General features: G+C 69.7%; 22 protein-coding genes. 10 read left to right on the plus strand and 12 right to left on the minus strand.

From position 1 onward, the window contains the following. Nucleotides 1-4 precede the first annotated feature (4 nt). From infB to SPF06_RS07635, 4 genes are all read right to left on the minus strand, one after another. Entirely contained in the window at nt 5-2,869 is a 2,865-nt protein-coding gene (infB, locus tag SPF06_RS07620; RefSeq protein WP_323278425.1) for a translation initiation factor IF-2, read from the minus strand. A gap of 174 nt (nt 2,870-3,043) precedes the next feature. Beyond that, nucleotides 3,044-3,361 carry a YlxR family protein gene (locus SPF06_RS07625; RefSeq protein WP_323278426.1) on the minus strand — a complete coding sequence of 106 codons (318 nt, stop codon included), beginning with the start codon at nt 3,359-3,361 and terminating at the stop codon, nt 3,044-3,046. Nucleotides 3,362-3,476: 115 nt separating this feature from the next. Continuing rightward, nucleotides 3,477-4,445 (minus strand): transcription termination factor NusA, encoded by a 969-nt coding sequence (gene nusA, locus SPF06_RS07630; protein ID WP_323278427.1) that lies wholly within the window; start codon nt 4,443-4,445, stop codon nt 3,477-3,479. Continuing rightward, entirely contained in the window at nt 4,445-5,101 is a 657-nt protein-coding gene (locus tag SPF06_RS07635) for a ribosome maturation factor RimP (protein ID WP_323278428.1), read from the minus strand. The genes nusA and SPF06_RS07635 overlap by 1 nt, the downstream gene beginning before the upstream one ends. Nucleotides 5,102-5,199: 98 nt before the next feature. On the opposite strand from SPF06_RS07635, the gene SPF06_RS07640 reads away from it, so the two are divergent. The 3 genes from SPF06_RS07640 to SPF06_RS07650 are packed head-to-tail and all read left to right on the plus strand — an operon-like array spanning nt 5,200 to nt 9,144. Continuing rightward, the gene (locus tag SPF06_RS07640; protein ID WP_323278429.1) at nt 5,200-7,359 is read left to right on the plus strand and encodes a DUF4439 domain-containing protein; all 2,160 of its coding nucleotides are present in this window, start codon (nt 5,200-5,202) and stop codon (nt 7,357-7,359) included. 52 nt (nt 7,360-7,411) lie between these two features. After that, complete coding sequence (locus SPF06_RS07645) at nt 7,412-8,137, plus strand: VIT1/CCC1 transporter family protein (RefSeq protein ID WP_323278430.1); 726 nt, start codon at nt 7,412-7,414, stop codon at nt 8,135-8,137. 11 nt (nt 8,138-8,148) lie between these two features. After that, entirely contained in the window at nt 8,149-9,144 is a 996-nt protein-coding gene (locus SPF06_RS07650; RefSeq protein ID WP_323278431.1) for an aminoglycoside phosphotransferase family protein, read from the plus strand. A 4-nt stretch (nt 9,145-9,148) separates the two neighbouring features. Here the strand turns inward: SPF06_RS07650 and SPF06_RS07655 are convergent, their stop codons facing one another. From SPF06_RS07655 to SPF06_RS07665, 3 genes are read right to left on the minus strand one after another with little or no spacing between them, the layout of a single operon-like run. After that, nucleotides 9,149-10,558, minus strand: a complete 1,410-nt coding sequence (locus tag SPF06_RS07655) for a pyridoxal phosphate-dependent decarboxylase family protein (RefSeq protein ID WP_323278432.1) — start codon at nt 10,556-10,558, stop codon at nt 9,149-9,151. Nucleotides 10,559-10,590: 32 nt separating this feature from the next. After that, entirely contained in the window at nt 10,591-11,385 is a 795-nt protein-coding gene (locus tag SPF06_RS07660; protein ID WP_323278433.1) for a sulfite exporter TauE/SafE family protein, read from the minus strand. 21 nt (nt 11,386-11,406) lie between these two features. Further along, nucleotides 11,407-13,212, minus strand: a complete 1,806-nt coding sequence (locus SPF06_RS07665; RefSeq protein ID WP_323278435.1) for a proline--tRNA ligase — start codon at nt 13,210-13,212, stop codon at nt 11,407-11,409. Nucleotides 13,213-13,413: 201 nt separating this feature from the next. Here SPF06_RS07665 and SPF06_RS07670 point away from each other — a divergent pair, with 201 nt between their 5' ends. From SPF06_RS07670 to SPF06_RS07680, 3 genes are read left to right on the plus strand one after another with little or no spacing between them, the layout of a single operon-like run. Next, on the plus strand, nt 13,414-14,196 hold the full coding sequence (locus SPF06_RS07670) for an ABC transporter ATP-binding protein (RefSeq protein ID WP_323278436.1): 783 nt from the start codon (nt 13,414-13,416) through the stop codon (nt 14,194-14,196). Beyond that, nucleotides 14,193-14,948, plus strand: a complete 756-nt coding sequence (locus SPF06_RS07675) for an ABC transporter permease (protein WP_323278437.1) — start codon at nt 14,193-14,195, stop codon at nt 14,946-14,948. Before SPF06_RS07670 ends, SPF06_RS07675 begins: the two co-directional genes overlap by 4 nt. A 10-nt stretch (nt 14,949-14,958) precedes the next feature. Next, a complete protein-coding gene (locus SPF06_RS07680; RefSeq protein WP_323278438.1) occupies nt 14,959-15,621 on the plus strand; it encodes a TetR/AcrR family transcriptional regulator in 663 nt (220 codons plus the stop codon). Here SPF06_RS07680 and SPF06_RS07685 read toward each other — a convergent pair. Genes SPF06_RS07685 through dxr form a run of 5 tightly spaced genes read right to left on the minus strand, consistent with a single transcriptional unit; the run spans nt 15,567 to nt 20,517 of the window. Beyond that, nucleotides 15,567-16,457, minus strand: a complete 891-nt coding sequence (locus SPF06_RS07685; RefSeq protein ID WP_323278439.1) for a GNAT family N-acetyltransferase — start codon at nt 16,455-16,457, stop codon at nt 15,567-15,569. The two genes, SPF06_RS07680 and SPF06_RS07685, sit on opposite strands and share 55 nt — an antisense overlap. Then, complete coding sequence (gene ispG, locus SPF06_RS07690) at nt 16,411-17,577, minus strand: flavodoxin-dependent (E)-4-hydroxy-3-methylbut-2-enyl-diphosphate synthase (protein ID WP_323278440.1); 1,167 nt, start codon at nt 17,575-17,577, stop codon at nt 16,411-16,413. Before ispG ends, SPF06_RS07685 begins: the two co-directional genes overlap by 47 nt. A 24-nt stretch (nt 17,578-17,601) precedes the next feature. After that, entirely contained in the window at nt 17,602-17,892 is a 291-nt protein-coding gene (locus tag SPF06_RS07695) for a YciI family protein (RefSeq protein WP_323278441.1), read from the minus strand. A gap of 34 nt (nt 17,893-17,926) precedes the next feature. Continuing rightward, a complete protein-coding gene (locus tag SPF06_RS07700) occupies nt 17,927-19,258 on the minus strand; it encodes a M50 family metallopeptidase (protein WP_323278442.1) in 1,332 nt (443 codons plus the stop codon). Beyond that, nucleotides 19,258-20,517 carry a 1-deoxy-D-xylulose-5-phosphate reductoisomerase gene (gene dxr / locus SPF06_RS07705; RefSeq protein ID WP_323278444.1) on the minus strand — a complete coding sequence of 420 codons (1,260 nt, stop codon included), beginning with the start codon at nt 20,515-20,517 and terminating at the stop codon, nt 19,258-19,260. Before dxr ends, SPF06_RS07700 begins: the two co-directional genes overlap by 1 nt. Nucleotides 20,518-20,673: 156 nt before the next feature. Here dxr and SPF06_RS22100 point away from each other — a divergent pair, with 156 nt between their 5' ends. The 4 genes from SPF06_RS22100 (at nt 20,674) to SPF06_RS07715 (ending at nt 24,451) form a co-directional block, all read left to right on the plus strand. Next, nucleotides 20,674-21,294, plus strand: a complete 621-nt coding sequence (locus SPF06_RS22100; RefSeq protein ID WP_428985727.1) for a DUF6318 family protein — start codon at nt 20,674-20,676, stop codon at nt 21,292-21,294. A 110-nt stretch (nt 21,295-21,404) separates the two neighbouring features. Continuing rightward, nucleotides 21,405-21,977, plus strand: coding sequence for a DUF6318 family protein (locus tag SPF06_RS22105; RefSeq protein WP_428985732.1), 573 nt, complete (start codon nt 21,405-21,407; stop codon nt 21,975-21,977). A gap of 350 nt (nt 21,978-22,327) precedes the next feature. Continuing rightward, a complete protein-coding gene (locus SPF06_RS07710; RefSeq protein ID WP_323278445.1) occupies nt 22,328-22,891 on the plus strand; it encodes a hypothetical protein in 564 nt (187 codons plus the stop codon). Nucleotides 22,892-22,957: 66 nt separating this feature from the next. Then, a complete protein-coding gene (locus SPF06_RS07715; protein ID WP_323278446.1) occupies nt 22,958-24,451 on the plus strand; it encodes an HNH endonuclease signature motif containing protein in 1,494 nt (497 codons plus the stop codon). Nucleotides 24,452-24,476 lie beyond the last annotated feature (25 nt).

The following is a 24,476-nucleotide window of genomic DNA, read 5'->3' on the forward strand; positions in this document are numbered from 1 at the left end:
ACGGTCAGACGCGCGGCTTCTCGCGCATCTCGAACGTCTCGATGACGTCCTCGAGCTGGATGTCGTTGAACGACCCCAGGCCGATACCGCACTCGAAGCCCTCGCGGACCTCGGTCGCGTCATCCTTGAACCGCTTGAGCGAATCGATCGCGAGGTTCTCGGCCACGACGACGCCGTCCCGGAGGAGGCGTGCCTTCGAGTTGCGGCGGATGATGCCGCTGCGGACGATCGAGCCGGCGATGTTGCCGAACTTGGAGGAGCGGAAGATCTCGCGCACCTCGGCCGTGCCGAGCTGCACCTCCTCGTACTCCGGCTTGAGCATGCCCTTGAGAGCGAGCTCAATGTCCTCGATCGCCGCGTAGATCACGGAGTAGAACCGCATGTCGACGCCCTCGCGGTCCGCGAGCTCGGCCACACGCTCCGCGGGGCGGACGTTGAAGCCGATGATGATCGCGTTGTCGACCGTCGCGAGGTTGACATCGTTCTGGGTGATGGCACCGACGCCGCGGTGGATGACGCGGAGCTGGACCTCCTCGCCGACGTCGATCTTGAGCAGCGAGTCCTCGAGGGCCTCGACCGCACCGGACACGTCGCCCTTGAGGATGAGGTTGAGGGTGTCGATCTTGCCCTCGGCCACAGCCTTGTCGAAGTCCTCGAGGCTGATCCGCTTGCGGCGCTTCGCAAGCTGCGCGTTGCGCTCGGCAGCCTCGCGCTTCTCCGCGATCTGGCGGGCCGTGCGCTCGTCCTCGGTCACGAGGAACGTGTCGCCTGCCCGCGGGACTGAGGAGAGGCCCAGGACCTGGACCGGACGCGACGGGAGCGCGACCTCGACCGGCTCGCCGTCCTCGTCGAACATCGCGCGGACACGGCCGTGGGCCGTTCCCGCCACCATGTTGTCGCCCACGCGGAGCGTGCCCGACTGGACGAGGACCGTGGCCACCGCACCGCGGCCACGGTCGAGGTTGGCCTCGATCGCGACACCGCGCGCGTCCTTGTTCGGGTTCGCGCGGAGGTCAAGCGCCGCGTCGGCCGTGAGCAGGACCGCCGAAAGGAGATCGTCGATGTGCAGGTTCTGGCGCGCGGAGACGTCCACGAACATCGTGTCGCCGCCGTACTCCTCGGGCACGAGGCCGTACTCGGTGAGCTGGCCGCGCACCTTGTCGGGGTTCGCGCCCTCCTTGTCGATCTTGTTGACCGCGACCACGATGGGCACACCGGCGGCCTGCGCATGGTTGAGCGCCTCGACCGTCTGCGGCATGACGCCGTCATCCGCGGCCACAACGAGCACCGCGATGTCGGTGACCTGAGCACCGCGGGCACGCATGGCGGTGAACGCCTCGTGACCCGGGGTGTCGATGAAGGTGAGCTTGCGCGGATCGCCGTCATGTTCGAACGAGATCTGGTACGCACCGATGTGCTGCGTGATCCCGCCGTGCTCGCCTTCGACCACGTTGGTGTGGCGGATGGCGTCGAGGAGGCGCGTCTTGCCGTGGTCGACGTGGCCCATGACGGTCACGACCGCGGGGCGGACCTCGAGGTCCTCGTCGGTCTCGGCTTCCAGTTCGGCGTCGAGGTCGATGTCGAAGGATTCGAGCAGCTCGCGCTCCTCGTCCTCCGGCGAGACGACCTGGATCTTGTAGCCGAGCTCCTCGCCGAGAACGCCGAAGGTCTCCTCGTCGAGCGACTGCGTGGCCGTGGCCATTTCGCCGAGGTGGAAGAGCACCGTGACGAGCGAGGCCGGGTTCGCGTCGATCTTCTCCGCGAAGTCCGTGATGGACGCGCCGCGGCGCAGACGGACGATCGTTTCGCCGTCGCCGCGCGGCACCGACACGCCGCCGAGCGACGGAGCGCTCATCTGCTCCAGCTCTTGGCGCTTCGCGCGCTTCGACTTGCGCTGCTTGCCGCGACCGGCGCCGCCCTTGCCGAAGGCACCCTGGGTGCCGCCGCGACCGCGGCCGCCCTTGCCGAAGCCGCCGCCGGCGGGACCGCCGCCGCCCGGGGCTCCCCCGGGACGGCCGGGCCCGCGGCCGCCGGTGCCGGCGGGACGGGCGCCCGGCTGCGGACGCTCGGTGCGTGCGGGCATCATGCCCGGGTTCGGACGCGGACCGCCCGAGCCGCCCGGACGAGGACCGCCCGAGCCGCCGGGACGCGGACCGCCGGACCCGGCCGGACGAGGACCGCCCGGGCGGGGAGCGCCGGTGCGCGGGGCGCCGGGCCGCGGAATGCCCGAGGTGCCACCGGGCCGCGGACCGCCCGAACCGGCGGGACGCGGGCCGCCTGGCCGGTCGCCGTCGCGCGAACCGGGTCGGGGCATGCCCTGCGAGGTCGCGAACGGGTTGTTGCCAGGGCGCGGAGCGCGCTCCTCACGGCCGGGACGCTGCATGCCCTGCGAGGAGGAGAACGGGTTGTTGCCGGGACGCGGCCCGCTCGGGCGCGGACCGGGGGTCGCCGCCGGGCGCGGACCGGGCGTCGCCGCCGGGCGCGAGGCCGGGCGAGTCGACTCGGCCGCGGGACGCGGGGCCGGGGCCTGGGGCGCGGCTGGACGCGCGGGACCCGGCTTGATCGACGAACCAGCCGAATCTGCTGCGCGGGCCGGCGCCGGCACCGACGCCACGGGGGCGGCGGCAGGTGCCTGGGCGGGCTTGGGCGCGGACGGGCGGACGGCCGACGGCGCGCCGCCAGACGTGCGCGCGGCGACCGGCTTGGCGCCACCGGACGGATAGGCGTCGCGAAGCTTCTTCACGACGGGCGCCTCGATCGTCGAGGACGCAGAACGCACGAATTCGCCGAGCTCCTGAAGCTTGGCGAGTGCGTCCTTAGAGGTGATACCGAGCTCCTTGGCGAGCTCGTGTACGCGGACCTTGGCCACATTTCTCCTGTCTCGGTCCGCGCCGAGCCAGGCGTGGACCGTCTACTGCTTGCTGCAGGCCTCGTCAGCGATCACCGATCGCATAGACACGGTGCGTGCTGAGAGGCCGTCGGCGGCGCGGAACAACTTGTTCATCGCTACGCGCTCATCGAACGGGGACTCATCGGGTTTCCATCAGATTTCTGACCCGCTTTCAGCTTGGACGGTGACCGCGCGGACGGAGGCCCGCGCGGTGGAGCTGACGAAGGCGTCCACGGCCTCGTGGTCCGCGGCACCCCGGAGGGCGCGTTGGAACGCGCGGCGTTTGACGGCTTGCGTCAGACATGCCCGATCGGGATGCAGCCAAGCACCTCGACCAGGCAGTCGGCGGCGCGGATCGACGACGACACGTTGAGCGTCCTCGGGGTCCCGCACCAACCGGAGCAGTTCTGCCCGGGGAGCAGTCCGACGGCACCCGATGCAGGTTCGCAGTGGTTCGGCCTTGCTCCGCACGTTCCGCTGCCCCTGGTCTCTTGCCGTCGGGCGCGCGCCCGGACCTGTCTATTCTATAGCCCGCCTCGGATGAGGCGAAAAACCGCCTGCCCGCCGTGTCCGGCCGGGATGGCCTTTACCCGGCGGTGTCCGACGCGATGTCGATGCGCCAACCCGTGAGCTTGGCGGCGAGGCGGGCATTCTGGCCCTCCTTGCCGATCGCGAGCGAGAGCTGATAGTCCGGCACGAGGACGCGCGCGGACCGGGCCCCCTCGTCGACGATGCTCACGGACTTCACCTTCGCGGGCGACAGCGCGTTGGCGATGAAGGACGCGGGATCGTCGCTGTAGTCGACGATGTCGATCTTCTCGTCGTTGAGCTCGGTCATGACGGCGCGGACGCGCGAACCCATTTCGCCGATGCATGCGCCCTTGGCATTGACGCCGGGGACGTTCGCGCGCACCGCGATCTTCGTGCGGTGCCCGGCTTCACGGGCGATCGCGACGATCTCGACGCTGCGGTCCGCAATCTCGGGCACCTCGAGCTCGAAGAGCTTCTTGACGAGGCCGGGATGGGAGCGGGACAGCGTGATCGAGGGCCCCTTGACCCCGCGATGCACGTCGACGACGTAGGCGCGGATGCGGTTGCCGTGGACGTACTGCTCGCCCGGGACCTGCTCGGGCGGAGGAAGGAGCGCCTCGACCGAGCCAAGGTTCACCTGGACCATGTGCGGATTGCTGCCCTGCTGGATCTGGCCCGCGATGAGCTCGCCTTCGCGCCCCTTGAACTCGCCGAGCACATTGTCATCCTCGACGTCGCGCAGACGCTGGAGGATGACCTGGCGCGCGGTCGTCGCGGCGATGCGGCCGAAGCCCTCGGGGGTGTCGTCGAACTCGCCGATCGGGTTGCCCTCTTCGTCGATCTCGGTTGCCCAGATCGTGACGTGCCCGCTCTTGCGGTCGACCTCCGCGCGGGCCTGATCGATCGCCCCGGGCGACTTGTGGTATGCGAGGAGGAGTGCCTGCTCGATCGTGGGGATGAGCTTCTCGACGGGGATGTCCCGCTCTCGCTCCAGCAGGCGCAGCGCGCTCATGTCGATGTCCACTAGGCCTCCTCGGCGTCGGTGTCGGAGTCGGATGATTCGGTGTCGGATTCGAGGGGCGCGAAGGCGTCTTCGGGAAACTCGTCGAGACGGGCGAACTCGATCTCGACACGTCCACTGCGAATGCGCGAGAACGGGAGCGTGACCGACTCGCCCTGCTTGGGCTTAACCCCCTTGAGTGCCGGGAGGTCAGGGACCAGCGTCACGCCGTCGTCCGTCACCTGCGTCAGGCGGCCAGTGACGTTCTCGCCTTGGATCACGTTGACTTTGACGAGACGCCCGCGCGCGCGGTGCCAATGCCGCGGCTCGGTGAGCGGACGGGCGACGCCGGGAGAGGACACCTCGAGATCGTACGGACGGTTGTCCGCAAACGTGCCCGCCGTCCCGTCGAGGACGGTTGAGAGTTCGCGCGAGATTTCGGCGATCACGTCGAGGCCAACCCCGCCAGTCTCCTCCTGAGGCAGATCGACGACGACGTGCACAGTGCGGTGGGCTCCCGCGGCCTTGATCGTGATCCCCTCGAGGAACAGGCGGTGGGCCTGCACCGCGGGTTCGAGCAGCGCGTGAAGACGCGCCTCCTCCGCAGCAAACGGCGCCCCGACGGCCTCTCGGCCCGGACGCGCGTCCCGGTGGGCAGGCTCGGACTGTGGCTCAGACATGCGAGTCCGCCTCCTTGTACTTTCGAATGTCCTCTTAGCCTATCGGCTCGCGCGGGGGCGTGGTGGGCGCAAGCCGCGGTCATGGGATGATCGAGCCCGTGACTTCCACCACCGCCCCCACCGATCCGTCTCCGGAAGAGGGCCCGTCATCCCCAGATGCGCCCGGCCACGATGGTCCCGTCGACCCCGGTTCTGCGGACAGCGAAGCCGGCGAGGCGCAATCGGCGGCGGACCCGGAAGTCAGCGAAGCGCACGACGACGGCGACGCGGACCCTGCTCCTGGGGCCGGCGCCGCGGAAGACCCGGCATCCCGCGATGAGCCGGACCAGGACGCCCCCGCCGAACCCAGTTCCGCGGGCACCGAAGCCGGCGAGGCTCAAGCGGCCGCCGATCCGGAAGTCAGCGAAGCGCACGACGACGGCGACACGACGGAACCGCATCCTGCTGGCGAGGACCCGGCGTCGTCCGGCGAGCCCGAGGGCAAGAACGGGATCGAAGAAGCGATCGATGCGGACGCCGAGATCGATGACGCGGCACTCCAGCCGGACACGCCACCACAGGCGGACGCACTGGCAGAAGCGGAGATCGACATGCCGAGCGACGACGAGCATGTCGACGCGGAGCCAACTGATGCCCAGGCCGACGCGCAGGGCCTTGTTGACGAGGCCGAACAGCCAGCGCGCGAACCCGCAGAGACGGTTGCCGACACTTCGGCCGAGGACGAAGAAGACACCGAGGACTCAGAAGCCGAAGGACCGGGGGGTGAAGAACCGGGGGGTGAAGAACCGGCCGCCGCACCAACCGATGTTCACGTGGCCGAAGCCACAGAGGCCGATGAGCTGACGGACCAGCCCGCGGGCGACGAATTGGTTACTAAGCCTGACGACGAATCGGTTGCCGAGGCTCTCGCAGAACCCGAGCCCGAACCCGAGCCCGAACCGGAGGCCGAGCCCGAGCTGGCAGCAGAGCCCGAGCCCGACGCTTCCGCCGAGCCAGAGACCGAACCGGCGGCATTCGAAGAGGCTCCGGCCGAGACGGGCGCTGAGGCTGAACCGGCTCCGGCCGCCGCCGATTCGCCGCCAGCAGCAGCCACGCGTGCCGAGACGCTCGCGGCCGCGTCGCCGTCACGCCCGCGCCGGGCGTGGCCGTTCTGGGCTCTCGGGGCCGCGACACTTGCCGTGGGAATCGGGAGCGCGACTTTTGTCTCCCTCCAGACCGTCGCGCCAACCGGTCCGAGCAAGAGCGAGATTGCGCTGAGCCATGCGCAGAGCGAGGCCGCGCAGCTCGCGGGCTTGGCTCGGTCGGCGTCTCAAGGCGCGAACCCTCGCGTCCAGTCGGCGCTCGGGGCGACGGCGCTCGTGCTCGATCGGCAGGTGGGCGTTCTCTCGACGCGGGACACCGGATCGTCGTCGGGCTCGGGACCAACGGTTGGCCGGACCGGCACGACGGACCTACGGACCACGTCTCCCGCGGCCAGCGCCGCGGACGTCGTCTCGCGGCTGAGGGCCAGCGCCGAGTCGCGACTCGCGGACCTGCCGGAGGTGGACGGCCCCACCGCGACGGTCCTCGCGTCGCTCGCCGCGGGGCAGTCCCTGCAGGCAGACGGCCTGGCGGGGGCCGCGGGCCTTGCGTCGCCGCCGCAGGCCCCTTCGCCGGCCCCTTCAGCGGGAGCCTCGCCTTCCGTCAGCTCGCCCCCCGCCGCCCAGGCCTCCGCCTCCGCCTCCGCGTGCGCGACGCCGACGGCGGCCCAGTCACCAGCTCCGTCTTCGCCGCCGTCGCCCGGGACGCCGCTCAGCTTCGGCGGCGCGCTGGCGAGCGTCGAGCGCGCCGAAACGGCCGCTGCCTACGTCCTCGAGGCCGCGCTCGCCCACACGGCGGCGTCGTCGGCCGACGCCGCCGCCCGCGAGCGGGCCCTTGACGCGCACCGCCGCCAGCTCGACGGCGTCGACGTGATCGCGGCGTCGTCCTGCCTCGCCCTGCCGCCACGGGACGCGGGCTTTGCCGTCCCCGCCGACTTCGCGACGAACCCGAATCCGACGCTCGCGGCCGTCGCCCAGTCCGCGGAGGAGTCCTGGGCGGAGCTCGTGGGCGCGGCACCCGGCCAGCGTCGGCGCGACGCGGCGGAAGGGCTCGTCGCGGCGTCGCGCCTAGCGGGGGACGCCGTGGCGTTCCCGGGGCTGCCCGCCGCGGAACAGACGGTGAAGCAGGCCTCCGCGCAAGCGACAGGACAGCCGACGGCGCAGCCCACGAGCCAGTGAGGCTAGGCTTGCTTCGCTGGAAGGGCACCGCACAGAGTGCCACAGTGGAGACATGACCACGGAAAGCACCACAGGCCTGCACCCCGAACCCCAGGGAACCGACCTCGCGGCCAAGCTCAACTGGCTCCGCGCGGGCGTGCTGGGCGCGAATGACGGCATCGTATCGGTCGCGGCCGTCGTCGTCGGCGTCGCTGGCGTCACGACCAACAACGGGCCGATCCTCGCGGCGGGCATGGCGGCCCTCGTGGGCGGCGCGATTTCCATGGCCCTCGGCGAATACGTCTCCGTGAGCAGCCAGCGCGACAGCCAGCGGCACCTCATCGCGAAGGAACGCCAGGAGCTGCAGGAGCAGCCCGCGGAGGAGTTCGCCGAGCTCGTGGGGCTCTACCAGCGCAAGGGACTCTCGCGGAGCCTCGCGACGCAGGTGGCCGAAGAACTGACCGCGAAGGACGCGCTCCGGGCGCACCTCGACATCGAGCTGGGCATCGACCCGGACGAGATCGTGAGCCCGTGGCACGCCGCGATCGCCTCGGCGATCTCGTTCCTGTGCGGCGCCGTCCTCCCGATGGTCGCGATCCTGCTGCTCCCCGAGGCCATCCGCGTTCCCATCACGTTCGCCGTCGTCCTCCTCGCGCTCGCCGTCACTGGCGCGGTCGGCGCGTGGATCGGCGGCGGCTCACGGACGAGGGCTTCGGTCCGTGTCATCCTGGGCGGCGCGCTCGCCCTCGCCACGACATTCGCCCTGGGAAGCCTGCTCGGCACGACAGGAATCGCCTAAGCTGCATTCCTGTGAGTGCGGTCATCGCGCCCGAGGAACTGGTCCGGCGGTTTTCCCGCACGGCCGCCGGTCGGTCGTGGCTCGATTCGCTCCCTGACCGCATCGAACAGCGCCTCCGCACGTGGGGGCTTCGGCTCGACGAAAGCGCTGCTGGCCCGTGGTCGGGCTTCGGCTCGATGGTCGTCGCGGTGATGCGCGGCGCCGAGCCGCTCGTCCTCAAGCTCGCCTACCCGTATCCCGAGTCGTCCTCCGAGCCAGTCGCGTTGCGCCTGTGGGACGGCGACGGCGCCGTGCGCCTCATCGACGAAGACGGCGACGGCGCGCTCCTGCTTGAGAGGCTCGACGCCGGGCGGCGGCTTCAGGACGTTCCGTTCCCCGAGGCGACCGCGGTGTGGGGCGAGGTGGTCCGGCGGCTTTCGATCCCCGAGGACGACCGCCCGGTGTGGGCGGCACTCGACAGGATCGACGCGCGGGCCGAGCGGTGGAGCGACGAACTCCCCGAGCGCTGGGCCCGGCTCGACCGGCCGTTCCCGCGCTGGCTCCTCGAAGCCGCGCTCGACGTGTGCGCGACGCGCGGCGCGGTGGGCCGCCGAGGCGGCATCGACGTCCTCGTCCACACTGATCTCCACGGCATGAACATCCTCGGGACCATCGGAGGTACCTCTGACGGGATGCCCGGCTTCCGGGCCATCGACCCCCAGGCCGCTGTGGGCGAGGCGGAGTTCGCCGTCGCGCCGATGCTGTGGAACCGGCTCCCCGTGCTCCATCTCGGCGACCCCGTGGAAGCCCTGCTCGAGCGCTGCCACGCCCTGGCCACGGCGGCGGGGATCGACTCGGAGGGGGCCCGCGAATGGGCAGTTCTCCGCGAGGTCGAGAACGCGCTCTGGTACGCGGCCAAGCCGGGCCACGAGGGCGATCTCGAGCGCTCCCTGTGGGTCGCGAGCGCGCTGTGCTCGCAGCCCCTCCCTGGTCTCCCCGACGCGTGGGAGCTCAAGCGCCTCGACTGAGCTTTCAGAAGCCCTCGGTTGCCGCGAGCGCGTCCCGAACCGCCTCAACCGCGATGTCCGCGTCCTCGCCGTCAGAGGACCAGTTGGCGACGGAGATCCGCAAGACCCCGCGGTCGTGCCAACGCGATCCGCTCATCCACACGCGCCCGTCCCGGGCGAGGTACTCCGCGACGGCCTGGGTCCGCGCGTCGGATCCGAACGCGAGCGTGACCTGACTGAAGACGACGTCGTTGAGCACCTCGGCCCCTGGGAGCTCGCCGATCCGCCGCGCGAGCTCGGAGGCGTGGGCGGCGAGGCCCGCGACGAGGGCGTCGACGCCCGAGCGGCCCAGCGAGCGGAGCGCGGCCCACACGGGAACGCCTCTCGCACGTCGCGACAGCTCGGGCACCTTCTCGAAGGGATCGCCGGGGCCGTGGTCGCCCTGCGCGTCGTGGACGAGATAGTCGGCGTGCAGGCCAAGCGCATGCCGGAGCGCGACGACGTCCCGGCACACGACGATTCCGCAGTCGTACGGGACGTTGAGGTTCTTGTGCGCGTCGGTCCCCCACGAATCGGCAGCCTCGGCACCGGCCATGAGATGCCTCGTCGCGGCCGAGGCTGCGGCCCACAGGCCGAACGCGCCGTCGACGTGCACCCACGCACCGTGCTGCTCGCCGTATTCACGGGCTGCGGCGATCGACTCGGGGAACGGGTCGAAGGCGCCCGAATGGATGTTGCCCGCCTGAAGGCAGACGACGGCGGGGCCCTCCCCCTCGTCGAGGGCGGCGGCGAGCGCCTCGGGCCGGATGCGCCCCTGGGTGTCGACGTCGACCGTCTCGGGCGCCCCGAGCCCGAGCATGCGCAGCGCCATGTCGATGGTGTCGTGCCGCTCGGCGCCGACGAGCACCCGCACGCGCGGGCCGCCTCCGAGCCCGCGCCCGTTGAGATCCCAGCCGACGCGTTCGAGGACGCGCCAGCGCGCGGCCGCGAGCCCGCAGAAGTTCGCCATGCTCGCGCCGGTCGCGAACCCCACGTCGGCGCCGGGCGGAAGCCCGAGCAGGTCCACGACCCAGCGAGCGGCGGCCTCCTCGGCCGCCACGACGGCGGGAGTCGCGAAGCGGAGCCCCGTGTTCTGATCCCACGCGCTCACGAGCCAGTCGGCGGCCATCGCCGCGGGGAGCGTGCCACCGATGACCCAGCCGTAGAACCGGCCCGAGGCCATCGCCATGAGGCCGGGCTCCGCGGCGGCTGCGAGAAGGTCGATCGTGGACGCCGCGTCGAGGCCCGCCGCGGGCAGTTCGCCGCCGAACGCGTCGGCGAGCTCGTCCGCGGTCGCCGTCGGGCCGACGTGCCGTGAGGGAAGGCTCTCAAGCCACCGCCGCGCGTGCTCCGCAGCTCGGTCGAGGGGTTTCGTGAAGTCCTCGGGGCGCAGCATGGCTGCATCGTACGCCTGCGCGGTGGCCCGGACTATGCGAAATTCTCATTCCATACGTCGAGGCCCAGCTTGACCGCGAGGGCGGCGACGACGGCGAGGAACACCCAGCGGATGAACCTGTTTCCCCGCGCGACGGCCATGCGCGCCCCGACGTAGCCACCGCACATGTTCGCGACGCCGAGCACGAGGCCGACGCCCCACAGGAGCGCGCCCGAGGGAGCGAACAGCAGGAGCGCTCCCACATTCGTGGCCATGTTGACGATCTTCGCCTTCGCGCTCGCCTCGAGGAACGCGTAGCCCATGCCGGATACGAGCGCGATGACGAGGAACGAGCCGGTGCCGGGCCCGATCAGCCCGTCGTAGAAGCCGATCACGCCGCCGAGGCCGCACGCCGCGGCAAAGTGGCGGCGGCCCTTGAGCCGCAGCTCGGTGTACTGGCCGAGCTGCGGCCTGAGGACCGTGAAGAGGGCGACGGCGATGATCGCCGCGAGGATGATCGGCTTGAACACGCGGGCAGGCAGCGCCGAGGCGAGCGCGGCGCCGCCGAACGCCCCGCCGAGGGCGACCACGGCCATGGGGATCGCGGTGCGCAGGTCCGGCCTGACGCGCCGCGCGTAGGTGAGGGCGCTCGTCGTCGTGCCGAAGACCGAGCCCATCTTGTTTGTCGCGAGCGCGTGCACGGGCGTCATGCCGGGCAGCGCTAGCAGCGCGGGAAGCTGGATGAGCCCGCCTCCCCCGACGACGGCGTCGACCCATCCCGCGCCGAACCCTGCGAGGACGACGAGGACGAGCGTCAGGAGGTCAAAGGACTCGAGCCCCGAAGCCACGGCGGCGCTGCGAGGCCGCGACTACGCGGCGCCGCGCACGGCGGCCACGACGCGGTCCACGACGTCCGCGACCGGAACGTCCTCCGCGACGCCCGAACGCCGGTCCTTGACCTCGAGGGTTCCCGTGGCGAGGCCCTTGCCGACGGCGATGATCGTCGGGACGCCGATGAGCTCGGCGTCGCCGAACTTGACGCCGGGAGAGACCTTCGGGCGGTCGTCGAGCATGACGCTGAGCCCGCGGGCCTCGAGTTCGCCGGCGACGCGCTCGGCCTCGGCGAAGATCTCCTCGCCGCGGCCGACGGCGACGACGTGGACGTCCGAGGGCGCGACGCTGCGCGGCCAGATGAGCCCGCGATCGTCGTGGTTCGACTCCGCGAGTGCCGCGACGGCGCGCGTGACGCCGATGCCGTAGGACCCCATGGTGACGGTGACCTGCTTGCCGTTCGCGTCGAGGACCTTGAGCTCGAGGGCCTCGGCGTACTTGCGGCCGAGCTGGAAGATGTGCCCCATCTCGATGCCGCGCGCGATCTCGAGCGCCCCGGAGCCGTCGGGCGATTCGTCTCCCGCGCGCACCTCGGTGCACTCGATGACGCCGTCCCAGCCGAAGTCGCGCCCCGCGACGAGGCCGTAGACGTGCTTGCCGGGCTGGTTGGCGCCTGTGATCCAGGAGGTGCCGGGGACGACGCGCGGATCGACGAGGTAGAGGAGGCCAGACTTCCCGTCGAGGCCGAGGAGGGCATCGTCGGGGTCGAGGCCCGGGCCGAGGTAGCCCTTGACGATGAGCGGCTGGGACTTGAGCTCGTCGTCGTTCGCGGCCTCGATGCCGATCTCGCCGGCGATGGGCAGGAACGCTGCGATGTTCGCCTCGACCCGCTTGAGGTCGATGGCGCGGTCACCGGGCACTCCGATGACGACAAGCTGCTTCTCGCCCGTCGGAAGCGTCACGGACAGCACGACGTTCTTGAGGGTATCGGCGCCCGTCCACGGGCGGTCCGGGTTCGGGAAGATGGTCTGGGAGGCCTCGACGAGGGTGTCGATCGTCGGGGTGTCAGGGGTGTCGAGCACCTGCGCGGCGGGAGCCCCCGTGTAGTCGATCGCGGGGGGCACGACGGTCGTGACGGCCTCGACGTTCGCGGCGTAGCCGCCCGGCGAGCGGACGAACGTGTCCTCGCCGATTTCCGTGGGGTGGAGGAACTCCTCGCTCTTGGAGCCGCCCATGGCGCCGGCCGTCGCCTTGACGGGGACAACCTCGAGGCCGAGCCGGTCGAAGATCCGCAGGTACGCCGCGCGGTGCGCCGCGTAGCTCGCGTCGAGGCCCTCGTCGTCGACGTCGAACGAGTACGAGTCCTTCATGATGAACTCGCGGCCGCGCAGGAGACCGGCCCGGGGGCGCGCCTCGTCGCGGTACTTGTTCTGGATCTGGTACAGGCTCAGCGGGAGGTCCTTGTAGGACGAGTACAGGTCCTTCACGAGGAGCGTGAACATCTCCTCGTGGGTGGGCGCGAGGAGATAGTCGGCTTCCTTGCGGTCCTTGAGGCGGAAGATGCCCTCCCCGTACTCGGTCCACCGATTCGTGGCCTCGTAGGGCTCCTTGGGCAGGAGCGCGGGGAAGTGCACTTCCTGCGCTCCGATCGCCGCCATCTCCTCGCGGATGATCTGCTCGACCTTGCGCAGCACCGAGAGCCCCAGCGGGAGCCACGTGTAGATGCCCGGTGCGGCGCGGCGAATGTAGCCCGCGCGGACGAGGAGCTTGTGGCTCGCCACCTCGGCGTCCGCCGGGTCCTCGCGCAGGGTTCGCAGGAACAGGGTCGAGAGTCGCAGGACCACGCGGGCTTCCGTTCTGGCCGTGAGCCGTTCGGGCTCGGGACGGGAAAAGGTCAGCTACCAATGTATCCCAGCCCGGTGTGTCCGGGCGTCCCGACCCAGGGCGCTTGGCATTGACGGCCAGCCCTCCCGGATCTAGCCTGAATTCATCACGTGATGAATTAATCGCCCTCTCTCCAAGACACGAGAAGCGGGAGCCACCCGATGTCACGATCACCAGCCCACCTCGCGGGCCGGCCTCCGGCCCATTCCCCGGATCCGGGCGGCGAACCCCATGGCGCCGTCGACGCCGAGGGCCTCACCGTCCGGCTTCGGAGGGCGGAGGTGCTCCACGGGCTCAGCTTCACGGTCCCCCAGGGCCGGGTCACCGGGCTCCTGGGGCCTTCCGGGAGCGGCAAGAGCACCCTCATGCGCACCATCATGGGGGTCCAGCGCATCGCGTCCGGATCGCTCAACGTCCTCGGCCGGCCCGCGGGTTCGAGCACCCTTCGGCCCGAGATCGGCTATATGACCCAGAACGCGGCCGTCTACGGCGACCTCACCGTGCTCGACAACGTGCGCTACTTCGCGGCGCTCCACGGCAAGAGCCGGGCCGCCGCGCGCGAGGCGGTCGACGCCGTCGGCCTCACCGAATTCGAGAAGCGCAAGGCCGTCGACCTCTCAGGCGGCCAGTTCAGCCGCGTCTCCCTCGCGTGCGCCCTCGTCGGCGCGCCCAAGGTGCTCGTCCTCGACGAGCCGACCGTCGGGCTCGACCCCGTGCTGCGCGTCGACCTCTGGGAGCGGTTCCGCTCGCTCGCCGACGACGGGATCACGCTCCTCGTCTCAAGCCACGTCATGGAGGAGGCGAGCCGCTGCGACTCGCTCCTGCTCCTGCGCGAAGGCCGCCTCCTCGCGCAGCTCACGCCCGACGAACTGCGCGAGCGCGGCCGCAGCCAAGACCTCGAACAGGCATTCCTCGGAATCATCCGGGAGGTGGAACCGGTATGAACCCCCGCATGCTCATGGCGACAACAGCCAGAGTCCTCAACCAGCTTCGGCATGACGAACGCAGCATCGCGATGATTCTGATCGTCCCGTCCGTGCTGCTCGCCGTCGTCTACTGGCTCTTCGAGAACGAGACCCTCCCGCCGGGAGTCCCGCACACGTTCAACCGCATCGGGCCGATCATGCTCGCGATCTTCCCGTTCGTCATCATGTTCCTCATCACGTCGATCACGATGCTGCGGGAACGCACGTCCGGGACGCTCGAGCGGCTCATGACGACGCCGATCCACAAGGCCGATCTCCTCTTCGGGTACGGGATCGCGTTCGCGCTCATGGCCGCTCTCCAATCGGTCGTTGCGACGGGCGTTGCCTACTGGGTCTTCAACCTCGACATCAAGGGCTACGGCGGACTCGTGGTGCTCGTCGCCGTCGTCAATGCCGTCCTCGGCGTGTCCCTCGGCCTGTTCTGCAGCGCGTTCGCGCGGACGGAGTTCCAGGCCGTGCAGTTCATGCCGGTCGTCGTCATCCCGCAAATCCTGCTGTGCGGGCTGTTCGTCGCGCGCGACCGCATGAACGATGTGTTCCATGCCATCTCCGACTGGATGCCGCTCACCTATTCGGTCAAGGCACTCCAGGAGATCACGGCGAATACCGACCCGACCGCCGAGATGTGGCGCGACCTCTGGATCATGGCCGCCATCCTGTTCGGACTGCTCGTCCTCGCGTCGCTGACGCTGCGCAGGAAGTCATCGTGAGGAGCTCCGCATGATGGCACGCCCACGCGGAACGTCGGACCGCCGCTCGGCGATCGTCGCCTCCGCCACGCGCCTCTTCGCGCGCGACGGGTACGACGGCGTGAGCCTCCGCCAGATCGCCCGCGAGGCAGGCGTTGACGCGGCCCTCGTCCACCACTACTTCACCGGCAAGGAGGAGCTTTTCGCAGCGTCGGTCGAGCTGCCGATCGACCCGGAGACGATCCTCAGCGGGCTCTACGATTTCGCGCCCGGCGACCGCGGGCGGTTCGTGGCCCACGCGATCGTGCGGCTCTGGGAGGGGCCGCAGCAGCACGCGCTTGCGGCGTTCTTCCGCTCGACGATCAGCTCGACGGCGCGCTCTCGGCTCCTCGCCGACCTCGTGCGCCGTCGGATCCTCGCCCGCATCGTCGAGGGCATCCCCGGCGACGACGCCGAACGCGAGCTGCGCGCGTCGCTCGCCGCGACGCAGGTGGTCGGCTTCATGATCGCGCGCTACATCGTGCGCCTCGAACCGCTCGCGTCACTTCCCGCGGACGAGGCCGAGGCGTTCCTCGCACCGGCCATCCAGCGGCACCTCACGGAGCCCCTGCCGATCATCCGGAGCCAGACCGGCAGCGCTCAGAAGAGCACCGTCGCGAAAGTGCCCACGCGTTCGAACCCCACGCGCTCGTAGCAGGCCCGGGCACGGTAGTTGTAGTCGTTGACGTAGAGGCTCACGGTGGGCGCGAGCCTGCGGGCGAACGCGACGACGGCGGCCATCCCGCCGTGGCTCAGTCCCATCCCGCGGTGGCTCGGGTTGACCCACACGCCCTGAACCTGCGTGACGGCGGACGAGACCGCCCCGAGCTCGGCCTTGAACAGCACCTGCCCGTCGTCACCGAAGCGCGCCATGGAGTGGCCCTGCTGGATGAGCTGCCGGACGCGGCGGTAGTAGTTGTCGCTCCCCCCGACCACCGGCGAGTAGCCGACTTCCTCCTCGAACATCGCGACGCAGGCGGGCGCGACCGCATGGAAATCGTCGAGCGTCGTGATGCGGACGAGCGGGTCGGGCCGCAGAGAAGGACCACCCTCGAGGGCCATGAGCGGCTGGACGGCGCGGACCTCCCGCGCGTGGCGACCGGGAAGCCCGTTGTAGAGCGCGAGGGTCGCCCCCGCGGGGCCGAAGATGGACGCGAACCTGCGATCGGTCGCGCGGATGACGTCGGCGAACGCTGGCGCGGCGGCCTCGCCCATGCCCACGGGGACGATGTTGGCACCAAGCCAGCAGGCCGCTGTGAGCCGCCCGTCGCCGTCGAACGCCCCGAGGATTTCGGCCCCGCTCGCGGTGGGGCCCGCGGTGCCGGAAGCCAGGACGTGAGCCGCGATGAAGACGTTCGCGACCGGATCTTCGGCAGCGAACTCGCAGAGCTCGAGGGTGTCCTCGTGCTCGAGCGTCCGAACGTGCGGCTCGGCCCGGTCGCTCCTACGAGACGGTGACCACGGGGCCGCCCGCTGCAGCATCTTCGCCATCGGCCTCCCCCATCTCCTCGGCGATCTTCATCGCCTCTTCGATCAGTGTCTCCACGATCTCGCTCTCGGGAACAGTCTTGATGACTTCTCCCTTCACAAAGATCTGGCCCTTGCCGTTGCCGGAGGCCACCCCGAGATCGGCCTCGCGGGCCTCCCCCGGACCGTTGACGACGCAGCCCATGACCGCGACGCGGAGAGGGAACGTCATGCCCTCGAGGCCGGCCGTGACCTCCTCCGCAAGCTTGTAGACGTCGACCTGGGCGCGCCCGCACGAGGGGCACGAGACGATCTCAAGCCGACGCGGGCGGAGGTTGAGCGCCTGGAGGATCTGGATGCCGACCTTGACCTCTTCGACCGGCGGAGCCGAGAGCGAGACGCGGATCGTGTCGCCGATTCCCTGCGAGAGGAGGGCGCCGAACGCCGTCGCTGACTTGATCGTGCCCTGGAACGCCGGGCCTGCCTCGGTCACGCCGAGGTGGAGCGGCCAGTCGCCGCACTCGGCGAGCATCTCGTACGCGCGCACCATCACGACCGGATCGTTGTGCTTGACCGAGATCTTGAAATCGTGGAAGTCGTGCTCCTCAAAGAGGCTCGCCTCCCACACCGCGCTCTCCACGAGGGCCTCAGGCGTGGCCTTGCCGTGCTTCTTGAGGAGCCTCGCGTCGAGCGAGCCCGCGTTGACTCCGATGCGGATGGACGTCCCGTGGTCCTTCGCGGCCTGCGCGATCTCCTTGACCTGGTCGTCGAACTTGCGGATGTTGCCCGGGTTCACGCGGACGGCGGCGCAGCCCGCCTCGATCGCGGCGAAGACGTACTTCGGCTGGAAGTGGATGTCCGCGATGACGGGAATCTGGGACTTCCTCGCGATGATCGGCAAGGCCTCGGCGTCGTCCGCCGAGGGGCACGCGACGCGGACGATGTCGCACCCGGCCGCCGTGAGCTCGGCGATCTGCTGGAGGGTCGCGTTGATGTCCGTCGTCGGCGTCGTCGTCATGGACTGGACGCTGATCGGCGACTCGGAGCCGACCCCGACGGACCCCACGCGAATCTGGCGGGTCTGCCGCCGAGGGGCGAGGACGGGCGGCGGGGCGGCTGGCATTCCGAGGCTGACCGAGGTCACGAAGGAGCTCCTTTGGGCGGTTTGTCAGAACTGGGAGGCGAGCGGGCCGCTCACGGGATTCCACGCGATGGCCGAGCTGCTCGCGAGGAGGCCCTCAACCGCGAACGGGTCTTGGGCAAGAAGCGCGTGGAGGGCTTCGGCGTCGTCGGCCTTGAAGAGCAGGAGCGCCCCGGTGCCGTCCTCGTACGGACCGCTCGCGAGGAGCTGCCCATTCTCGGCGATGCCTGCGAGCCAGCCCCGATGGTCAGCGCGGACCTCGTCGCGGCGCGCGGCGGTCGAGGAGTCATAGAGGTATTCAACGGCGAAGACGGTCATGCCACCAGACTATCGCCTCGCGGACGGGGGCGGTTCAGCCGAAGAGCTTCACCGGTTTGACGATATCGGCGTAGATGAGCAGGACGCTCATGACGATCAGCACACTCGCCACCGCGTACGTGAGCGGGAGGAGCTTGGCGATGTCGAACGGGCCGGGGTCCGGCTTCTTCAACCACTTCGCGATCCGGCGCCGGACGCCCTCGTACAGGGCGCCCGCAACGTGCCCGCCGTCGAGCGGGAGCAGCGGGACGAGATTGAACACGGCGAGCGCGAGATTGACCCCCGCGAGGATGCTGACGAGCGTCGCGATGCGCGCCGAGAGCGGGACGTCTTCGAGCGCCGCGACCTCCCCAGCGACGCGGCCGACGCCGACGACGCTGATCGGCCCGTTCGGATCCCGCGGCGCGCTGCTGAACGCCGCCTGGGCGACGCCGACCACCCGGGCCGGCAGATTGACGATGACGGCGCTCACTTGGGCGATGTTCTCGCCCACGGCCGGCAGCACCGACGTCGCGGGCTGAGGCGTAGCCGCCTGCTTCGAGCCGATGCCGATGAACCCGGACACGGTCGTCTTGTAGCTGCCGTCGGCGTTTTTCGCCGGCTGCCCATCGGGGCCGAAGACGGCGACCGTGTTGAGCACGGGAGTGATCGTGAGGTCGACGGTGCCGTCGCCCCGCTTGACGGTGAGACCGACAGTCTTCCCGGCCGACGCGCGGATCCACGACGCGAGCTGGTCCCAGCCGGTGACGTCCTTCCCGTCGAACCGGATCACCGTGTCCCCGGGCTTGAGACCGGCCGCCGCGGCGGGCGTCTTGGTGCACGTCGAGGTATCCGTCGGCGTCTGCTCATTCGACGCGACCATGCACGCCGAGACGCTCGCGACCTGGTTCGTGGGCTGCGGGATCCCGAAGCCCATGAGCACGATCGCCGTGAACAAGATCCCCAGGAGGATGTTCATCGCGGGGCCGCCCAGCATGATGATGATCTTCTTCCACACCGGGAGCTGGTAGAACAGCCGCCCGTGGTCCTCGGGGCGGACCTCCTCGTGGGCCTGATCCCTCGCGGCCTCGGCCAGCCCCTGGAAGATGCCCGTGCTGGACTGCCGCACGGAACCGTCCCGCCGGTTGGGCGGATACATCCCCACCATCTGCACGTAGCCGCCGAGCGGGAGCGCTTTGATCCCGTACTCGGTCTCGCCCTTGCGGGTCGACCAGATCGTCGGCCCGAAGCCGATCATGTAGCGGGTCACGCGGACGTTGAACAGCTTGGCCGGAAGCAGGTGCCCGATCTCGTGGAGGGCGATCGAGACGGCGATCCCGATGGCGACGAACAGGACGCCGAGAATGAAGAGGACTGTGGAATTCATCAGCTAGCCAAACGCTCGTGAGCCCGCTTCCGTGCCCAGCCTTCAGCAGCCAGGACTGTTTCCACAGACATTTCCGAGGAGCCTACATGCTCGGAAAGCACGGCCTCGACCGTGTCGACGATGTCGAGGAAGCCGATCCGGCCGTCGTGGAAGGCCTCGACCGCTTCCTCGTTCGCCGCGTTGAACACGGCCGGGAACGTGCTGCCCTGCTTCGCCGCGTCCTTGGCGAGGTCGACGGCCGGGAAGGCCCGCGCGTCGAGCGGTTCGAATGTCCACGCCGTCGCCTGGCTCCAGTCGCACGGCTTCGCGGCGTGCGCGACGCGGTCCGGCCAGCCGAGGCCGAGCGCGATCGGCAGCCGCATGTCGGGCGGCGAGGCCTGGGCGATGACGGACCCGTCCGCGAACTGCACCATCGAGTGCACGACCGACTGCGGATGGACGACGACGTCGATCGCCTCAAGCGCGACGCCGAACAGCAAGTGGGCCTCGATGAGCTCGAGGCCCTTGTTGACGAGGGTTGCCGAGTTGGTCGTGACGACCTTGCCCATGTCCCACGTCGGGTGGTTGAGTGCCTCCGCAGGCGTGACGTGCTTCAACTCTTCGCGGCTGCGGCCGCGGAACGGCCCGCCCGACGCGGTGAGAATGAGCCGTTCGACCTCGTCGGCGCGGCCCGCGCGGAGGCACTGGGCGATCGCCGAATGCTCCGAGTCGACGGGGACGATCTGGCCCGGCGCCGCCGCTCCCGTTACGAGGGACCCCCCGACGATGAGGCTCTCTTTGTTCGCAAGGGCGAGTGTTGCACCCGACGCGAGGGCTGCGAGCGTGGGTCCCAGGCCGATGCTGCCAGTGATGCCATTGAGGACGACGTCGGCCGGGCCGCTTGGGCCGTTCCACGCCGCGATGCGGGTTGAGGCGTCGGGACCCCCAAAGAGCTCAGGCTCGTAGTGCGGGACGCCTTCCGCTGCGGCGGCGGCGTTGACGAGGCTGCGGAGCTCATCGATGCTGCCGTCCGCGATCCCGACGGCCTCCGCCCGGGTGCGCACGGCCTGGAGCGCGAGAGGGCCGAGGTTCCCGCCGCCCGCGCTCAGGGCCGTCACCCGGAATCGGTGGGGCGCGCCGTCGACGACGTCGAGCGCCTGGGTGCCGATGCTCCCCGTCGAGCCGAGGATGATGACGGAGCGTTGCTCGGCACGGGGTTCGGCCCGGTGGTGGACGCGGGCTTCGGAGCGCTGTTCGACGGGCGGCTCGGGGGTCTGCATGCCACCATTCAACCGCAGATGCCGGGTCGGCACGGATGCCTGTGGATAACTCCCACTGACCCGCCCCCGAAGCCTTGTAGACTGCAGGGACATGCCGGATCCGCACCGATCTTAGGCATCGATCCTTTTGCACCAGTGACATTTTTGGGGGACGTCATGGCGCTTCGCCGCTTTGCATTCTTTTCTGCCCTGCTCTTCTTCGGCGTTCTTGCGCTCGGCGGCTGCGCGGGAAGTCCGGGCACGGATGCAGAGCCGACTGGTCCGGCGTCCTCGGATTCCGCGCCCGCGAGTCCGTCAACCGATTCTCAGCCCACTCCCGCCAATTGGGAGGGCCCCGGCCGGAACGTCCCGACGCCCAGCCTGGCGGAGGCTGCAAAGCAAAATAGCGCAGAGGGCTTCAGGGAATTCACACAGTACTGGTTCGATACCGTCACATACTCACGGGAGACCGGCGACACGGCCCCGCTGCAGGAGGCGTCGCAGCCGACATGCAAAATGTGTCAGGCTCAAATCGAGAAGGCGCAGAAGATCCATGCTTCCGGTGGGTGGTCAATTGGACCACGGAGAACTGTCAAAGACTTCAAGACAAATATGGCCTTGGACTCAGACGGAAATGTCCTGGCAAACTTCTGGTTTGAAGAGTCTTCATCGATCAGCTTCTCCGAAGGCGGGGCGGCCGCAGTTCGGCACACGGGCGGACCTTCCGACGGGGTGCAAGTCATCCGAGGGAAGTTCACCGGCGACCACTGGACGACGACCGAAACAGGACGCGCATGACGGCTCAGGCCGATCCACCGTCAATCCGCAGTCGATTGCATTCACACCACAGACTCTTGGGGGATGTCATGGCGTTGCGCCGCCTTTTCCGTGTATTCCTGCCGTCAATTATGCTAGCCCTCGCGTTGCTCTTGCCTGCCTGTAGCGGCGCACCGAAGGCCGAGGGTCCGTCCGCCTCCGCGTCGCCGAGCTCGACGCCAACGCCCGACCCCCGGCCCACGCCCGCAAGTTCGAACGGGCCTGCCCGCAACGTGCCCAGACCCGTCCTGCCTGAGGCCGCGAAGCAGAATACGAAGGAGGGCTTCGCGGCGTTCACGCAGTACTGGTTCGACACGGTGACGTATGGCCTAGAGACCGGGGACAGCGGCCCGCTACGCGAGATTTCCTTACCTGACTGCAAGATGTGTGCATCCTGGATCACTTCCTCGAACAACGTCTCTCGGACCGGCCAGTGGCAAATTGCACCCCGCTGGAATGCTTCCAGCTTCGTATCCGATATGACGCCGGATTCCGAGGGACGAATAGTCGGGAATTTCACACTCGAAGAGTCCGAGTCGAAGACTTACTCGAGCGCCGGCGTTGTCATCGAAGAAAATAGGGGTGGGCGCCTTACTGGTATTCAATCGATCTACGCCGAGCGTTCGAACGAGAGTTGGGTCACCGCTGAAGCAGGCACACCATGAAGCGCCGTCATGTTTCGGCAAATATTGTGGTGACAACGGTGGTCGCCCTACTCAGTTCAGTCAGTGCGTCGTCTGCCGTCGCTGATGATCTCGGGACAAAATGGGGCGGCCGATCCGCCGAGGTTCACGCTTCAAAAGAGGTTTCCTCTGGCGCGACGACTCCAAGGCGGGCCGCCCCAGTCGCACGCGAAGAAGACCAATCCGCTTATTCGTACGCCCCTGTGTGCCGAGACGACATGGGACCGGAATACGATGAACTCTGCCGGAAACTGAATGAGAAATGCTCAGATCGGCCCGGCGGTCGGCTGGGGCACTTGTATCGCGCCGCCCCCGGGTGGCCGCAGGGAGTCGTGCGACTCGATCAGATGTGTCTTTATCCCGGAGACACGCCGAAGCACCCGGACGGCGGCGCGGTGATCGCGGTGACTGACAGGGAGTTGCGGGCGTTGCCGATTGCGCCGTCGGGGTTGGGGTCGCAGCCGGGGCGGCACACGCTCAAGGGCGCGGAGACGAACGTGTACGCGGTCCCCGCCGGGGCTTCTGCGGAGGGGGTGCAGTCCTTCGACACGGCGGTGCTTGGGCGCAAGGTCAGGGTGCGGGTGCGCCCGGTGGAGCACCGCTTCGACTACGGCGACGGCACGGCCCTGGTCTCGGCGGCCCCGGGCGGGCCGATCCCCGAGGCGCGGTGGGGCGAGAAGACCGTCACGTCCCACGCGTACGCCCAGACCGGGGACTTCACGGTCAGCCTCACGACCGTGTTCGCCGGGGAGTTCTCGGTCGAGGGCGGGCCCTGGCAGGCGATCGCAGGCACCGCCGCCGTCCCGAGCCAGCCCCGGGTGCTGAGCGTATGGCGCTCCGAGGTCAAGCTCTACGCCGAGAACTGCCTCCAGAACCCCCACGGCGAAGGCTGCTGACGGGCTTATTTTGTCGGTCCCCCTCCGTAGGCTGACGGTGTCTTCGAAAAATGGGGGAGGAAGACAATGGAGGTTGAGCCGTACACGCCGGACGATGAGTGGATCCCGGCCGTGGACTTCAAGGACTTCTGGGGATCGCCCCTGCTCGGGACCATCTCCCTGCCGCTGCCCTCCTTCCTCAGCGCAGACCGCGCACTTGAGATGGCTGAAGCCGCCGACCGGCTCATCTCGTGGGCGACAGCGATGAGGTTCCGGGCCCTGGGCCGAGTCGAAGAGGCCATCGCCGAAGAGCCCATCGAGCGCCGCGCCGGCCAGCCTGAGCGGCTCGGCGGCGACGAGGCCCACGCCCTCGCCGTGGCCGAGGTCGCCACAGGCTGTGCCGTCTCGGAAAGCGCCGCCGCCCGCGACCTCCACGACGCGGCCGCCCTCCTTGGGGACCAGTGGGCGGTCTTGGACGCGCTCGAGTCCACAGACATTTCCCCCGCCCATGCCCGCGTCATCCTCGATCAGGCTCGCACCGTCCCGGCTGAATACGCCGGGAAGTTCTCCCGCACGGCCCTGACGCGCATCCGCACCCGGCAGGGCCGCCGCACGCCCTCCGAGCTGCGTACTTGCCTCCGTCGCCTGCGCGAGCAACTCCACCCCGAAACCCTCGAGGCCCGCAAGGCCGCCGCCCATGCCGAACGCGGCGTCTGGTTCTCTCCCGAACCTGACGGTATGTGCACTCTAGCCGCCCGCCTACCCGCGGAAACCGGCCTGGCAATCTTCAACGGACTCGACCAAGACGCGCGAACGGCGGCAGCCCACACCGCCGAGGTCGGAACACGCTCCGATCCGTTCACCGCCCTGGAACTGCGAACCCTCCCCCAGCTCCGCGCCGACGCCCTCGCCGCGCGCTTGCTCGGCACTCCCGACGAAGCGGTGAATGGCTCATTCCGCCCCGAAGTGGTCGTCACTATCCCCATCGGCCTCGCCCTCCGCCCCGGGCAGCCCTCCGCCATGGCCGAGAACGGCTCGACGACCGCCGCGGAGCTCGAAGGCTACGGCCCGATCGACGCCCCCACAGCGCTCCGGCTCGCTGCGATCGCCCCGACATGGCACCGCCTCTTCATCGACCCGCTGACCGGGGCCGCCCTCGGCGTCGGCCGCACTGCCTACCGCCCTCCCCAGGCCCTGCGTCACTACCTCGCCCACCGCGACGGCCGCTGCCGTTTCCCCGGATGCACTCGTAGCGCAGCCGCGTGCGAACCCGACCACACCACCGAGTGGCAGGACGGCGGCACCACAGACCCCGACAATCTTGCCCTCCTCTGCCGCAAACACCACGCCCTCAAGTCCATCGGCGCCTGGAATTACTCCCATGCCGAAGAGGGCCACCTCACGTGGCGTTCACCTCTCGGCCGCACCCACTGCAGCGAACCAGCCGACCGTGGACGCCCGCGCTACGCTCTCGGCCCACCCGAGCCGCCAGACATACCCCGCCCTCCGGACGATCCCGAGCCGGACCACCCCGACCCCGAAACGGATTCCGGCACCGGCGATGCACCACTGCCCTTCTAGTGGTGCGCGCACTCGGTCGACGACA

It is taken from the genome of Sinomonas terricola (assembly GCF_034931225.1).
Taxonomy (GTDB): domain Bacteria; phylum Actinomycetota; class Actinomycetes; order Actinomycetales; family Micrococcaceae; genus Sinomonas; species Sinomonas terricola.

Excerpts from the sequence above, each read along its gene's own strand:
- SPF06_RS07635 (WP_323278428.1), bottom strand. The coding sequence starts at position 5,101 with ATGTCTGAGCCACAGTCCGAGCCTGCCCACCGGGACGCGCGTCCGGGC.
- SPF06_RS07645 (WP_323278430.1), top strand. The coding sequence starts at position 7,412 with ATGACCACGGAAAGCACCACAGGCCTGCACCCCGAACCCCAGGGAACC.
- SPF06_RS07655 (WP_323278432.1), bottom strand. The coding sequence starts at position 10,558 with ATGCTGCGCCCCGAGGACTTCACGAAACCCCTCGACCGAGCTGCGGAG.
- SPF06_RS07670 (WP_323278436.1), top strand. The coding sequence starts at position 13,414 with ATGTCACGATCACCAGCCCACCTCGCGGGCCGGCCTCCGGCCCATTCC.
- SPF06_RS07675 (WP_323278437.1), top strand. The coding sequence starts at position 14,193 with ATGAACCCCCGCATGCTCATGGCGACAACAGCCAGAGTCCTCAACCAG.
- SPF06_RS07680 (WP_323278438.1), top strand. The coding sequence starts at position 14,959 with ATGATGGCACGCCCACGCGGAACGTCGGACCGCCGCTCGGCGATCGTC.
- SPF06_RS07685 (WP_323278439.1), bottom strand. The coding sequence starts at position 16,457 with ATGGCGAAGATGCTGCAGCGGGCGGCCCCGTGGTCACCGTCTCGTAGG.
- SPF06_RS07695 (WP_323278441.1), bottom strand. The coding sequence starts at position 17,892 with ATGACCGTCTTCGCCGTTGAATACCTCTATGACTCCTCGACCGCCGCG.
- SPF06_RS07700 (WP_323278442.1), bottom strand. The coding sequence starts at position 19,258 with ATGAATTCCACAGTCCTCTTCATTCTCGGCGTCCTGTTCGTCGCCATC.
- dxr (WP_323278444.1), bottom strand. The coding sequence starts at position 20,517 with ATGCAGACCCCCGAGCCGCCCGTCGAACAGCGCTCCGAAGCCCGCGTC.
- SPF06_RS22100 (WP_428985727.1), top strand. The coding sequence starts at position 20,674 with ATGGCGCTTCGCCGCTTTGCATTCTTTTCTGCCCTGCTCTTCTTCGGC.
- SPF06_RS22105 (WP_428985732.1), top strand. The coding sequence starts at position 21,405 with ATGCTAGCCCTCGCGTTGCTCTTGCCTGCCTGTAGCGGCGCACCGAAG.
- SPF06_RS07715 (WP_323278446.1), top strand. The coding sequence starts at position 22,958 with ATGGAGGTTGAGCCGTACACGCCGGACGATGAGTGGATCCCGGCCGTG.